General features: G+C 57.1%; 10 protein-coding genes and 1 pseudogene. 9 read left to right on the forward strand and 2 right to left on the reverse strand.

Going from position 1 to position 14,337, the window contains the following annotated elements:
• The 5 genes from FTE24_RS09375 to FTE24_RS09395 form a co-directional block, all read left to right on the forward strand.
• Positions 1 to 912: helix-turn-helix transcriptional regulator (locus tag FTE24_RS09375; protein ID WP_160441712.1), on the forward strand; the 912-nt coding region annotated here is incomplete at its 5' end.
• A gap of 64 nt (positions 913 to 976) precedes the next feature.
• Positions 977 to 2,785: a sensor histidine kinase gene (locus FTE24_RS09380; RefSeq protein ID WP_150232988.1), complete on the forward strand. Its 1,809-nt coding sequence runs from the start codon at positions 977 to 979 to the stop codon at positions 2,783 to 2,785.
• 1,021 nt (positions 2,786 to 3,806) lie between these two features.
• Positions 3,807 to 5,108: an ABC transporter substrate-binding protein gene (locus tag FTE24_RS09385; RefSeq protein ID WP_141446865.1), complete on the forward strand. Its 1,302-nt coding sequence runs from the start codon at positions 3,807 to 3,809 to the stop codon at positions 5,106 to 5,108.
• Between the two features lie 269 nt (positions 5,109 to 5,377).
• On the forward strand, positions 5,378 to 6,307 hold the full coding sequence (locus FTE24_RS09390; RefSeq protein ID WP_415663190.1) for a carbohydrate ABC transporter permease: 930 nt from the start codon (positions 5,378 to 5,380) through the stop codon (positions 6,305 to 6,307).
• Positions 6,300 to 7,124: a carbohydrate ABC transporter permease gene (locus FTE24_RS09395; RefSeq protein ID WP_141446863.1), complete on the forward strand. Its 825-nt coding sequence runs from the start codon at positions 6,300 to 6,302 to the stop codon at positions 7,122 to 7,124. Before FTE24_RS09390 ends, FTE24_RS09395 begins: the two co-directional genes overlap by 8 nt.
• A gap of 114 nt (positions 7,125 to 7,238) precedes the next feature.
• Here FTE24_RS09395 and FTE24_RS09400 read toward each other — a convergent pair.
• Positions 7,239 to 7,841 (reverse strand): annotated as a pseudogene (locus tag FTE24_RS09400) (response regulator transcription factor); the annotation flags it as partial.
• Positions 7,842 to 8,096: 255 nt separating this feature from the next.
• Between FTE24_RS09400 and FTE24_RS09405 the strand changes: the two are divergent.
• The 4 genes from FTE24_RS09405 (at position 8,097) to FTE24_RS09420 (ending at position 13,012) form a co-directional block, all read left to right on the forward strand.
• Positions 8,097 to 11,417 (forward strand): ATP-binding protein, encoded by a 3,321-nt coding sequence (locus tag FTE24_RS09405; protein ID WP_160441713.1) that lies wholly within the window; start codon positions 8,097 to 8,099, stop codon positions 11,415 to 11,417.
• Positions 11,418 to 11,622: 205 nt separating this feature from the next.
• Positions 11,623 to 12,357: a glycerophosphodiester phosphodiesterase gene (locus tag FTE24_RS09410; protein ID WP_150232995.1), complete on the forward strand. Its 735-nt coding sequence runs from the start codon at positions 11,623 to 11,625 to the stop codon at positions 12,355 to 12,357.
• A gap of 123 nt (positions 12,358 to 12,480) precedes the next feature.
• Positions 12,481 to 12,675, forward strand: a complete 195-nt coding sequence (locus FTE24_RS09415; protein WP_150232998.1) for a spore coat protein — start codon at positions 12,481 to 12,483, stop codon at positions 12,673 to 12,675.
• A 13-nt stretch (positions 12,676 to 12,688) separates the two neighbouring features.
• On the forward strand, positions 12,689 to 13,012 hold the full coding sequence (locus FTE24_RS09420) for a spore coat protein (RefSeq protein ID WP_150233000.1): 324 nt from the start codon (positions 12,689 to 12,691) through the stop codon (positions 13,010 to 13,012).
• 114 nt (positions 13,013 to 13,126) lie between these two features.
• Here FTE24_RS09420 and FTE24_RS09425 read toward each other — a convergent pair whose 3' ends face one another.
• Entirely contained in the window at positions 13,127 to 14,248 is a 1,122-nt protein-coding gene (locus FTE24_RS09425; RefSeq protein WP_150233002.1) for a helix-turn-helix transcriptional regulator, read from the reverse strand.
• Positions 14,249 to 14,337 lie beyond the last annotated feature (89 nt).

Raw genomic sequence — 14,337 nt, forward strand, 5'->3', positions numbered from 1 at the left:
GCGCTGCTCGCCGCGCTGCGCGAGTGCGCGGCCGCCGAAGCCGGCGCGCCTGCGCCGCCGGCCGGTCTTGCGCCGACTTCGTCCGGCGCCGCCGCAGCCCCGCCCGAATTTTGGGCCGCGGGCACGGCGTTTGCCGCGCTCGGCGAGCTGAGCGCCGCGTACCGGCAGCTGCGCGAGCTGCTGGAGAGCCGCTTCTATTTCCCGGACCGGGCGCTGATGCTGCCGGAAGAGCTGCCGGAAGTCGGTGAACCGCTCCCGGCGTTCAATCTGCGCCTGTTCACAGAAGAGATCAAGCGGGAGCATTTCGCGGAAGCGTTCCGGGACCTGCGCGAATATACGGCGCGCATGGCGGCCGATTACCGGTCGACGCCGGTCGGGCTGAAGTCTTTTCTCGGCAATATCGTGTTTAACCTGATCACGCTGCTCGGCAATATGGATTACGACGCCGCGGATCTGGACGAAGCCAAATACGGCTTTTTCCGCGAGATCGAAGAAGCGCAGGATGCGCGGTCCGCCCTGTTTTTGCTGGAAAGTTTCTTGCTCAAAGCAGAGGCCAAAATCGCCGAACACGCCGGTCAGACAGGCGGCGCCAACATGAAGAAGCTGCTCGCGTATATCGACGAGCATTATGCCGAACCGCTGAGCCTGACCGGGCTGGGCCGGTATTTCCATTTCAATCCGTCGTATCTGTCCAGCTATTTCGCCACGCACAACAAGGAAGGCTTCAGCGAGTACCTGAACAAGATTCGCGTCTCGCGGGCCGAAGAACTGCTGCGCGAAGGCGAGATCAGCATCTCGGAGATCAGCGGTCGGGTCGGCTACTCGGACCCCGGCTATTTTACCAAAGTATTCAAGAAGCAAACCGGCCTCTCGCCGAGCCAGTACCGCCGTCAGCACGGGGCCGGTCGATAAGGCGCGATGACCGGGAAGTCAGCAATGACCGGCTGCGGGTTCATCCGAAGGAGGATTTACTACCATGAGAGCATACTGGAGCCGGTTCCACGCACAGCGCCTGTTCGTCAAACTGTTCTTCGTCATGGTCGTCGCGACGGTAACGGTCTGCGTCGTGACGTCGCTCGTGACGATCCGTATGTCCGAGCGCCTGTTTACCGAGACGTTTGGCATTACCAATTCCAAAGTATTGAACCAGATCCGCACGGGGATGGAGTCGTTCAACGATTCCGTCGTCAACGCCGCTTCGCACGCTTCGCTTAACGGAACGATCAAAGCGTATTTGAGCGGGGGAGAAGGCAGCGCTATCCGTATGGCGGAGACGTATTTCGGCATGAACCAGCAGATGAAGCAGACCAAATCGAACGTCGACGCGTATAACGTTGGCGTGACCGCGGTCGGGATCAACGGACGCAATTACTCGACCGACCGCAATTATTGGCCTGTGCCCGAGCGTCGGCTGCTCAAGCATCCGCTGGCGCAGCGCACCGAAGCCGAACCGAGGCGGTTGATCTATCAGTACGATTCGGAAGCGGCGGGCGAAGGCGGCACGTACATTCCGTACATCATCGCGTCCAAAGCGCTGATGGAACGCACGAGCGGCTACATCTACGGGACGCTGTACATCTCGATCCGCGAAGACGAATTCCGCCGCTTCTACGGCAACTTCACGAGCGCCGGCAACGACGTCGTTATCCTCGATGCCGAAGGCCGCATCGTGTCGAGCAACCGCGAAGAGCTGATCGGCACCGTCTCGAAGCCGCTGCTCGGCTATGCCAGGCCGGCGGCGGAAGGCGACGAAGTGTCGCGGCGCAACGTGGACGTATTTGGACGGAATTCCATTTTGCTGTCCAGCTACATCCCGGAGTACGATTTTTACCTCGTTAACCTGATCGACCGGGACTACGCGGCGGGCCGGGTCGTCAACCTGCGCGATCTCGTGCTCGTCGGCGGCCTGATCGTCGGCGCGGCGCTGCTGCTCGTGTTCCTGATCACGCGCCGGCAGACCCGCTCGCTGACCGTGCTCGTCCGGCAAATGTCGACGGTCACGGAGAAAAACTTCGACAATTACGTGCGCGTCACCGGAGCCGGCGGCTACGAAGTGCAGGAGCTCGGCCGTGCGTACAACTATATGCTAGACGAGCTCAACGACTATATCGCCAAGCTGCTGCAGACGCAGAAAGAGCGGCGCAACGCGGAACTGGCCGCGCTTCAGCGGCAAATCAATCCCCATTTCCTGTACAACACGCTCGCTTCGATCAAGATTCTCGTCCAAAAAGGCGACAAGGAAGCCGCGGCGGAGACGATCAACGCGCTGATCTCCCTGCTGCAGAACACGATCAGCAACGTCAGCGAGACGGTCACGATCGAGCAGGAACTCGAAAACATGCATAATTACGTCTTTATCAACCATGCCCGCTACGGCGACCGGATTCGTGTTAACGTGTTCGCTTCGCCGGACTGCATGCACTACCGGATGCCCAAGCTCATCATTCAGCCGTTTATCGAAAATGCGTTTTTCCATGCGTTTAACGAAAAACAAAGCGGCATGATCTACGTGCTCGTCTCGCAGGCGGACGGCAGGCTCGTCTGCGAAGTGAGCGACAACGGCGACGGCATGGACGACGGCGGCGAATGGAGCGCCGCGGCCGACGGCACCGCGCTGCCGAATCCGAAAAGCAAACGCCAACTCTTCACCGGCATCGGCGTCCGCAACGTACACAACCGCATCACGCTGCTCTATGGCGAAGAATACGGCATCACGATCGACAGCCGCAAAGGCGAAGGCACCAAAGTCCGCATCACGCTCCCCCTGTTGACGGAGGAGACGTAGACGTAGCGGCTTAAAGGGGCAGAGGAAGCGATTCGCGGCGGCACAGCCTGCGAGCCCAGTCCAATCCAATCAAGACGATTCGTCGCATCCGGCCCAATCGAACCCAATCGTCCAACCCAGTCGAGCCTACTCGCCAAACCTGGCCCGGTCGAATCCGGTCCGGTCTAACCCAATCGTCCAACCCGGCACACTCGATCCCGGTATTAGAACCCGGTCGAGTCCGGTCCGAGACGCACGATCAATTCCCAACCGCCTGACTCGAAATTAACGTCCTGACGACAACTATTTTGCGGAAAAATAGGACTAACGAGCCAATAACTGCGAGAACGCACTTATTTTCGCCCCTAGCGACCTCCGATAGCCCAAAACGACGAAATAACTGCTCTCTCGCAACTATTCCGTCCAAATGGCAGTTCTGCGAGCAAATAAGTGTTCTCTCGCAACTATTCCGCCGACAGTTTGGCCTACGAGCAAATAGCTGCTCTACCGCATTTATTCCGCCTACAAGCCGGTCAAGCGAGCCAATAACTGCGAGAATACACTTATTTTCGTCCCAAGTGGCATTCGGCAGCCTAGAACGACGAAATAACTGTTCTCTCGCAACTATTCCGTCCAAATGTCAGTTCTGCGAGCAAATAACTGCTCTCTCGCAGTTATTCCTCTTTTATCACCCCGGCCCTCGGCTCGTCGCGTCCCCATCCCAATTTTCCCCTCAAAAACTTATCCCATTTTCATCTTCGGCTTCATTTTCGGCGTCCGTGCGATTCGGCAGGCGCCTTTTTTTTACGCTCGAACGCCGCAGTCAAACTGTAAATTTTACTCATATCCAAATTTATTACCATTGGTAACGTTACCAAAATCGCGACACACAATGATTTCCCTATTCCGTGCAAAGATATTCCTAACCTTAAACGAAGTGGCAATGCTAAGATTGATCTCGTAAAGCAACCGCTTACATCGACGATTTTCACGAATTAAAAGGGTGTCAGACCATCATGATAAACAGGGGAGATGAACGAAAATGAAAAACTGGAAAAAAGTTTTACTGCCGCTCGCGGCTTCGGCACTGATGTTGTCGGCATGCTCGGGAGGCGGCGGAGGTACAACCGCTTCGAGCTCGGACCCGGAGAAAAAAGAGATTACGATCTGGGCTTGGGACCCGAACTTCAACATCGCCGCGCTGAACCTGGCCAAAGAGAAATACGCCAAGGATCACCCGGACGTAACGATCAACATCATCGAGAACGCGCAGGCCGATATCGTGCAGAAGCTGAACACCGGCCTCAACTCGGGCACGACCAAAGGACTGCCTAACGTCGTCCTGATCGAAGATTACCGGGCACAAAACTTCCTGCAAGCGTATCCGGATTCGTTCCGCGACATGTCCGCCACGATCAAAGCCGAAGATTTCGCCGATTACAAAGCGGGCCCGACAAGTGTTGACGGCAAGCAGTACGGCATTCCTTTCGACTCCGGCGTAACCGGTCTGTACGTGCGTACCGATTACCTGGAACAAGCCGGCTACACGCTGGAAGACGTAACGAACATCGACTGGGATCAATTCATCGAAATCGGCAAAAAAGTCAAAGAAGCGACCGGCAAAGCGATGCTGACGCAAGATCCGAACGACCTCGGCATTCTGCGCATCATGCTGCAATCCGCAGGTTCGTGGTATCTGAAGGAAGACGGCGTAACGCCGAACATCGTGGGCAACGCCGCGTTCAAGGAATCGCTTGAAGTGTACAAAGCGCTGTTCGATGCCGACATCGTCAAGATGAACTCCGACTGGAGCCAGTTCGTAGCCGCCTTCAACAGCGGGGAAGTCGCTTCCGTGCCGACCGGCAACTGGATCACGCCTTCCATCAAAGCCGAAGCTTCGCAATCCGGCAAATGGGCCGTCGTTCCGATTCCAAGCCTGAAAGACACGGCCGATTCGATCAACGCTTCCAACTCCGGCGGCAGCTCGTGGTACGTCATGAACATGGACGGCCAGGAAACGGCAGCCGACTTCATGTCCACCACATTCGGTTCCGATGCCGAACTGTATCAGGAAATGCTGAGCAAAATCGGCGTACTCGGAACGCTCAAAGCCGCTTCGGGCGGTACAGCCTACGAAGAAGCCGACGAGTTCTTCCAGGGACAGAAGATCTACTCCGACTTCGCAAAATGGACAACCGAAGTGCCTAAAGTCAACTACGGCCTGCACACTTACGTGATCGAAGACATCCTGTCGGCTGAAGTTCAGAACTACCTGAGCGGCGCCAAAGACGTGGACGCGGTCATGAAAGACGCTCAAGCCCAAGCCGAAGCCCAGTTGAAATAAGCACAGGTTCTCCTTTTTCAACAACACGCCTTTCCGTAAAAAGCGCACCCGGGCAGGTCAGCCTGCCCGGCGTCTGCGCGATGGCCCGACCAACCGAAAACTAGCGGTGAACTCCCGGTTATACGTTGTGTTTTCAAACGGCAAGCGACGCGTTTGAAAACACACCCTTTATGCGGGGGTTCTTCCGCCATGGTTGATCAAGTTTTTTTGCACCGTCGCAAGCCGTTTCGCCACAGAAGTTTACAACGCCACTTAAGGAGGGATATCGGATGAAGACTACAGGTCCCGCAATGCAATTGACTCCACATCGAGAAAAATCCGGCCGCGGCCGTCGCTTCAAATCGGGGTTGGTCGGCTGGATGTTTATCGCCGCTTCCGTCATTCTGATCGCCGCTTTTTATTTCTATCCGATGATCCAGGCTCTGATCCTGTCGTTCCAGACCGGCACGGGCATCAATATGAAATTCAACGGCCTCGGCAACTATCAGCGGCTGTTCACGGATAAAATGTTCCTCACTGCCGTAGGCAACACGTTCATCTATCTGCTGTTCCAAGTGCCGATCATGATCATTCTCGCGCTGTTCATCTCGGTTCTGCTGAACGACCGCAAGCTGAAATTCAAAGGGTTTTTCCGCACCGCGATCTTCCTGCCGTGTATCACGTCGCTCGTCGCGTATTCGATCGTCTTCAAATACCTGTTCGCGCCGGACGGCCTCGTGAACGCGATGCTGCTTAACCTGCACCTGATCAACCTCCCGATCCAGTGGATCACCGATCCGTTCTGGGCCAAAGTGACGATCGTTATCGCGATTACATGGCGCTGGACCGGCTACAACATGATCTTCTACCTGTCGGGTCTGCAAAATATCGACCAGTCGATCTACGAAGCGGCCCGCATCGACGGCGCTTCCGCGTTCCGCCAGTTTTTCAGCATTACCGTTCCGCTGCTCAAACCGATCATCCTGTTCACGTCGATCACGTCGACGATCGGTACGCTGCAGCTGTTCGATGAAGTCATGAACATTACGAAAGGCGGTCCCGGCAACGCGACGACCACCATTTCGCAGTACATCTACAATCTGTCGTTCGAATATTCGGCCGACTTCGGTTACGCGGCTACCGTGTCGTATTCCATCGTAATCATGATCGTCATTCTGTCCTTCCTCCAATTCAAAGTGGCAGGTGATCGCAATGCTTAAAGCAAAAAGAGCGTCCATGTATTTGTTCCTCTGTCTCGCGGCCTTTATCTCGATCTTCCCGTTCTTCTGGATGATCGTCAGCTCCACCAACCTGTCGGTCGACGTCACGCGGGGCCGGCTGCTGCCGGGCGCGCACATGCTCGACAACCTGCGCAACCTGACGGCAAGCGTCGACATCTGGAACGCGCTCGGCAACTCGGCCAAAATCTCGATCACGACGACGATTCTCGCCATGCTGATCGCTTCGCTCGCGGGTTACGGCTTCGAAATCTACCGCAGCAAAGCGAAAGACATCGTTTTCTCGATCCTGCTGCTGTCGATGATGATTCCGTTCGCGGCCCTGATGGTTCCGCTGTACCGCATGTTCGGTAAAATCACCAATTTCTTCCCGACCTTCGGTATCGATACGCCGGCGGCGGTCGTTATTCCGACGTTCACGACGGCGTTCCTGATCTTCTTTTTCCGTCAAAGTACGAAAATGTTCCCGCGCGAGCTGCTGGAAGCCGGCCGTATGGACGGACTGACGGAACTCGGATTGTTTTTCCGTATCTACCTGCCGACGATGAAAACGACGTACGCGGCAGCGGCAATCATCACGTTCATGTCGAGCTGGAACAACTACATGTGGCCGCTCGTCATCTTGCAATCGCCGGAGAACCAGACGATTCCGCTGCTGATTTCGAACCTCGGTTCGGGCTACGCGCCGGACTACGGCCTGATCATGATGGCGATCGTGCTGTCGACGGTTCCGACGGCGCTCGTATTCTTCCTCATGCAGAAGCACTTCGTTGCAGGCATGGTGGGGTCGGTCAAATAAGAATCCGACAACCAAGAAAGGCCCTTTCACCTCGGAACAGGTGGAAGGGCCTNNNCGGATATAGTGCGGCTTGGCGGGGTTCTTCTCCAGTTTTTTGCGCAAATTATAGATGTGTACCATGACCGTATGGGTGTCGCCCATATGGACGTCGTCCCAGAGCAGCGAGAAAAGCTGTTCGTTTTTGTAGACGCGGTTCGGATTTTTGGCGAGATGAAGCAGCAGGTTGAATTCTTTGGCGGACAAGGCGACCGGCTTGTTGTCGACCAGCACGCGGTGCGCGGCGGGGTCGATCAGCAGGTTGTCGAACACGAGCGTCTCGTCGAGCTGCTCTTCCGGCTTGGGCGGCATGTTGTTGCGCCGAATATGGGCTTTGACGCGGGCGATCAGCTCAATCGGGCTAAACGGCTTGGAGATGAAGTCGTCGCCGCCAAGGCCGAGTCCCAGCACTTTGTCGGTCGCTTCGTCTTTGCAGCTGACGAACAGGATCGGTACGTTGCTCGTCTTGCGGATCTCGCTGCAGATCTGGAAGCCGTCCATGCCGGGCAGCAGCACATCGAGCAGCACCAGATCCGGCAGATGCTGCTGGGCCGCCCGGAGCGCTTCCGCGCCGGTATAGGCGGACACCGTATGAAAGCCTTCGCGTTTGAGGGATATCGTCAGCAGTTCGTTGATTTCGGGGTCGTCGTCGACGATCAGAATCGTTTTGTTGAAGGACATGAGGCGTCAGTCTCCTTGGGGATATCGCATGGATGAAGTCCTATGTTTACTGATTCGATTATCTCATGCAGACGCGTCCAAGTCGATTGAATATTTAAAATTCGACAAGAAACGGCAGGCATCCGGACATCGTTCGAATATGAAGATTCCAGGCGATCTTGCCAGGCGGGAAGACTGTGCTATGATACGTGAATGAAGCTGCCGACTCGGGTTTCATTTTCGGGAAAAGGGAGGAACTCAAGCGGTGGGAATGTTATGAAAAAACGTATATTGACCCGATCCTGCATCGCGCTCCTGGTTTTGTTTTTTCTGATTCTCGCCGGGCTGATGGTGTCTCGATCTTCGTCCGGTCCGAACCCGCTGGCCCCGCAGGGCGGGCATCTGTCGGTACCGGGCGAGACCGAATTTGCGGCGGACGGAATTGCGCTCGACGGTTCATGGGCCTTCTATTGGAATCAACTGCTGGAACCGGCCGATTTTGCGAACGGACGCACGGGTCCGGCTCGTTATATCGACGTGCCGCGATCCTGGACCGGGTACGAGATCGACGGGCAGCAGCTGGGCAGCAGCGGATTCGCCACCTACCGCCTCGTCGTGGACATCCCCGACAAAGACGTCGAACTGGGACTGATCACCAGAGGCATCACTTCGGCGCACCGGATGTGGATCAACGGCAAGCTCGTCGAAGAGAGCGGCACGGTCGGCCGAACGCGGGCTGAAGCTTTGCCTTATATGGTGCCCGCGCTGACGCGGATCGAAGCCGGCCAGTCCCAGGCGGACATTATTATCCAGGTCTCCAATTATACGCAGCGCAAAGCGGGCCTGTTCGGGTCGCTCACCCTCGGCGAATATGATCGGCTGGAACAACAGATGAAAAACAAGCTGGTCGCCGAGAGCATGGTCATCGGCTGCATGCTGATCATGGGGCTGTACCATGTCCTGTTGTACGCGCTGCTGCGCAAAAACCGGGAGTCTTTGTATTTCGGACTCGTCTGCCTCGTGCTGGCGATGAAGAACAGCGGCCATTCGCAGTATGTATTGGCGGAGCTGATCCCGGGACTGAGCGACAACGTTCTGTTGAAGCTCGAATATTTGGGTTTTGTAGGCAGCGCGCCGCTGTGCGTATTGTTTTGCTATTCCATTTTTCCCAATCAAATGTCCAAGCGCATGCGTAACGCATTGTGGGTCCCGGGGCTGCTGTGTACGTTGTTCATTCTGTTCACGCCGGCCCAGGTGTACACGGATCTGGCATCGGTCATGCAGGCTTACGCCATTCTGGTCGGTTGCGCGGTCATCTGGTACGTGATCCGGGCCGCGCTGAAGAAACTTCCGGGCGCCCGCTGGATGCTGGCCGGCGGCTTGGTCTTTTTCATGACGGTCCTGAACGATATTCTTACGAGCAACGGCGTTATCCATACCGGCATTTACTTTTCCTACGGCATCCTGTTCCTCATTCTCTGCCTGTCCGTGATCGTGGCGACCAAATTTTCCAATGCGATCCAGACGAACGAACGGCTGTCGGCGCGCCTGCTTGATCTCGATCGGGTCAAAGACGAATTTCTGGCCAACACGTCCCATGAGCTGCGCACGCCGCTGAACGGCATTATCGGGCTGACGCAATCGATGCTGCACAGTATGGGCGATCGACTGGACGACAGCCAGCGGCTGCATCTCGACATGATCGTGTCCAGCGGCCAGCGCATGTCTTTTCTTATTAACGATATTTTGGATTATGCCCTGCTCAAAAATAAAGACGTGCAGCTGAACCGGACCCCGATCAATCTGCATCAACTCGTACAGGTTGTGCTGACGGTGGTCAAACCGCTCATCACAGGCCGGAATCTCATTCTGCACAACCGGATCGATCCCCAGTTCCCGACGGTCTATGCCGACGAGAACCGCATGCAGCAGATTCTGTTCAACCTGGTCGGCAACGCGATCAAGTATACGCCGTCCGGCCATATCGTCATTCGCGCGCAGAGCGTGCAGGGCGAAGTGGAGATCCAGGTCGAAGATACCGGAATCGGCATCCCGGAACACAAATTCGCGATGATTTTCAAACCGTTCGAGAAGCTGGATTCGATCGACAATACAGGGACGGGACTCGGCCTGAAAATTACGAAGCAGTTGGTCGAACTGCACGGCGGAGAGATCCGCGTCCAATCGAAAGTCGATGAAGGCTCCCGGTTCTCGTTCACGATCGGGCAGCGGAAAAACAAAGCCCCGTCCGTGTTCGCCGGACGTTGGGCCGACGATTACGTTCCGGAAGGCGCGGAGGTGCAGGCTTCGGTCACGCGAGCTGCTGCAGCGGCCGCCGCCGGAGACGATTCGGACGGGCAGCCGTACCGCGTGCTGATCGTGGATGACGAGCCGGTGAACCTGCAGGTCGTCATTCAGCAGCTGGCCTCGCTGAACTGCGTGTTCGAAGTCGCAAACAGCGGCGCCGAAGTGCTGGAGCGCATGAACGAACTGACAGACATCGATCTGGTCATCACGGACATGATGATGGTCGGCATGTCCGGCTATGAACTGTGCGGCTGGATCCGGGAGCGCTACAGTCTGATCGATCTGCCGATCCTGATCATGACGGCAAGCAGCCGCGACGACACGATTGCCGCCTGCTTTGCCGCCGGGGCCAACGATTATATCTCGAAGCCGATCGGCCGCAACGAACTGGTCAGCCGGGTACGGACGCTGCTGCTGCTCAAAAGGTCCGCCCAGGAGCTGAGCCTGAACGGTCGCCAGTTGGCGGAGCTGAACGGACAGCTGTCCGAATTGAACACGAATCTGGAGCACCGTATCCAGAGCCGTACATTGGAGCTGGAAGAGAAGAACGAAGCGCTGGGCCGCCTGGAGCTGTCCCGCCGACGGCTGCTCAGCGACATCTCGCATGAGCTGCGCACGCCGATGACCGCGATTCAGGGCTATGTCGAAGCGATCGTCTCGGGACTCGTGGAACGCGAAGAAGACCGGAAGACGTATCTGGAAATGGTGCTCGTCAAAGCGCTCGGCTTGAACCGGCTGATCCACGATCTGTTCGAATTGTCCCGCCTGGAGTCCGGCAAGTCCGACATGATCTTTATGATGACGAGTCTGGAGGAATGGCTCGATACGATCCAAGACAAGTTCAGGTTGGACATTGTGCAGGCGAACCTGAACTACGAGTTCGAAGCGAACGTGACTGCGGCCAAGCTTCGGCATTATCAAGTCGTGATCGACACGGACCGGATCACCCAGGTGCTGACCAATCTCGTGTTCAACGCGATCCGGCATACGGAAGCGGGAGGCACGATCACGCTTCGCTGCTCGATCGAGGAGTGGGAAGGGGAATCGCCCGGACAGCTTACCGTCTGCGTGGAAGATACCGGCGAAGGGATCGGGGAAGAATCGCTGCCGTTCGTGTTCGACCGCTTTTTCCGGGAGCGGCACGGTCGGCATACGGTGCAGAGCAGCGGGATCGGACTCGCGATCGCCAAAGGGATCGTCCAGCATCACAGCGGCACCATTTCCGTGGAAAGCACCGTCGGGCAGGGCAGTTCGTTCGTCTTCACGCTGCCTCTCTATGTGCTCGATTAAGCCAAGTCGTTGAAGACCGATCTTCTCTGCGGAGAAGGTCGGTTTTTTTATTTACAGAAGATTAACACGATACGGTTACATATCTAATTATTGGGTTTTATTATAAGAATACCTGTGGGGAACTGCCCCACATGCCAAGCCGTTTTGACCCATATGACCGATTTCCAACCTATAGCATTCATTTATCCGAAGGAGGACACCGGCTATGAACCGATTTCCGCTGATTACCGCGCATACCGGATGCATGGGCTACCTCGCCCATTCGCTGGAGTCGCTGTGTGCCGCGTTGAAGCTGGGCGTGGATGTGTACGAAGACGATATTCGCGTGACGGTCGACGGTGTGCCCGTGCTGGCCCATGACGACGAAGTGAAGCTGTCCCGGGGACGCCGGGGCAGCCTCAAAGAGCTGACGCTCGAAGAGTTGGAAGCCGATTCGGCCGCGCCGATCCTGCTGCTTGCGGACGTGCTCAGCTGGATTCGGACGACGGGCAAAAGAATGAATCTCGATATCAAGACGGCCGAAGCGCTGGAGCCGGTGTCCGTCCTCGTCAAGCAGATGAACATGGACGACCGGGTGTTTTTGAGCGGGTGTGAATACGACTGGGCGGTGCGGGCGAACCGGATCGGCCCGTATTTGCGCAAGCTGCTGAACGTAAACGTCGACAGCTTTCGCAGCCTCAGTTACGAAGACGCCGTCAGTCGGGCTTGCGAAGAAGCGCGCACAGCCGGCTGTTTCGGGCTGAACGTGCCGCATCAGGCCGTGCGTCCGCAGCTGCTTGCCGCCGCGCGGCAGCAAAGCCTTGACGTGTTCGCCTGGACCGTCGCCGAAGCCGACGACATGCGCCGCCTGGCGCAGTGGGGCGTACATTCGATCACGACGCTCGACCCGGCGAAACTGATTGCGGTACGGGAAGACACGGCTTTGGCGGAAGCAGAGTGAAGAAGAGTTAAGCTTAACTTATTTAGCAAAAAAAACATAAAAAGATAGTATGATGCAAATCTGTTTACGTTCTTCGGGATCGGGTACTATTCTTTTAGACAAATCCACTGGAGGTGCATCACGATGGCAACGAAGGAACTCGCTTTGCATGAAAAACTTGAGATCCACGAACTTGTGATTCTCAAAACATCCTGTGTGACCAAAGCCGTAGCGATGTCGGGACTGGTTCAGGACGAGAAGCTGAGAGCGCTCATGCAGGAAGACATCGACAATTCCATGAAAGCAATCGACGAACTCAAAACACTTTTGATCAGCTGAGGAGGGTTTACCGATGACTACGCCAAAATCGATGACCAAAGAAACGCTTGTCAAAGCCGTAACGCCGATGAACGACATGGCGATCGCCACCGATATGCTGCTGTCCGCCAAAATGGCCGTGCGCAGCTACGCAATCGCCCTGACCGAAGCGGCTTCGCCGAAAGTGCGCAAAGTGCTCAAGTCCCAGCTGGATACGGCTATCAAAACGCACCAGCAAATCGCCGATTACATGATCGACAACGAGCTGTACCATCCTTACGACCTGGAAGAGCAGATCGATCATGACATGAAAAAAGCGGAGATGGCGCTTGAAGTAGTGCAGCAGAGCAAAGCTTGATCGAAGCGGAATCCGGCGGGTTCGCGAATTCGTCCATATAGCAAGGCTGTCGAGCAGCGCTCGACAGCCTTTTTGCTGCGCGTTCGGGAGGGCGGAGCCGGAAAAGTGGATCGGCTAGAGCCGTTCAATGAGACGCAAATAATGCGCCCGCAGAAGCGTCCGGAGCGTCTCCGGCTTCAGGATTTGGAGCGATTCGCCGAAGCCGGCGAGAAAAGAGACGATAAAGTCCGTCTCCTGCGGCTCATACGTGCCGGAGAGAATCGCGCCGCCCGCGCAGCCCGGCTCGCCCTGCGGCCCGGCGTCCGGTTTCGTCAACGTCATCGACGGATACAGGCCGCGCCGCAGCCGGGATACGGCTTCGGGAGCGACGGCGCAGCGGAACGGGATCGCTTGCGGCGACGGGCGGCGAAGGGTGTGGGCATCGCGCAGGTCAAGCGGAAGCAGGTCCGCGAGCGGTTCGTCCGCCACCGGTTCGGCGGACAAGATCCGGTCGCAGCGGAAGACGCGGTAATCGCTTTTGTCCAGGTCGTAAGCGCGGCAGTACCAGAATCCGCGCGCCGCATAGACGGCAAAAGGCTGGATGCGGCGCGCCGCCGGACCCGAAGGGCGGCCGGGGCTGGCAGCGATCGGCGGCACTTCCGGTACTTCCAGCGTTCCCGGCGAACGACCGGGGATCGCCTGTTCGGACGGACCGGGCGAATCGCGCGAACTGTCCGGACGACGGTTGGGCCCGGAGCCGGCCCCTGAGCCGGACGCATAACGGATCGCCAGCACTTGGCCGCGCACCGCCGCCTGCAGCAGCTGCTCCAGATGCTCGCCGGGTTCGGCAGAGGCGGCGGATTCGTGCGACGAAAAAGCGATCCGGTGTTCGAAGCGTTGGATTTGCCTACGCTGCTCCTCCGAGACGACGTCCATGAATTTGGCATGGATCGAAGCGAACGAGACGCGAAACGGATCGCCGGCTGTGCCGCGCACCGCCTGCATGGCGAAGTACAGCGACAGCACTTCGTCGTCGGTGAACGAGACGGGCGGCAGCGAGGCGGTATCGAGCACGCGGTAGCCGCCGCCGCGCCCGTGTTCCGCGTACAGCGGCAGGCCCAGTTCCTCCATCGACTGAACGCTGCGGATCGCGGTACTGCGGGAGATACCGAATTCCTCCATCAGCTCGCGCAGCGTGAACCGCCGCTTGCGGTAAACGTAGCGCTGCATGACGTTAAGCCGTTCCGCTTTTTTCATACCTTCTTCCTCCTGTCGTTGAAGATGGCGTACGCCGCCTATGTGGGGCCGCCGACATTCTTTTTCTTTTTACGCCAAAAAGGTTTCAT

Origin of the sequence: Saccharibacillus sp. WB 17 (genome assembly GCF_008634075.2) — a bacterium.
In the GTDB taxonomy this organism is placed as follows: domain Bacteria; phylum Bacillota; class Bacilli; order Paenibacillales; family Paenibacillaceae; genus Saccharibacillus; species Saccharibacillus brassicae.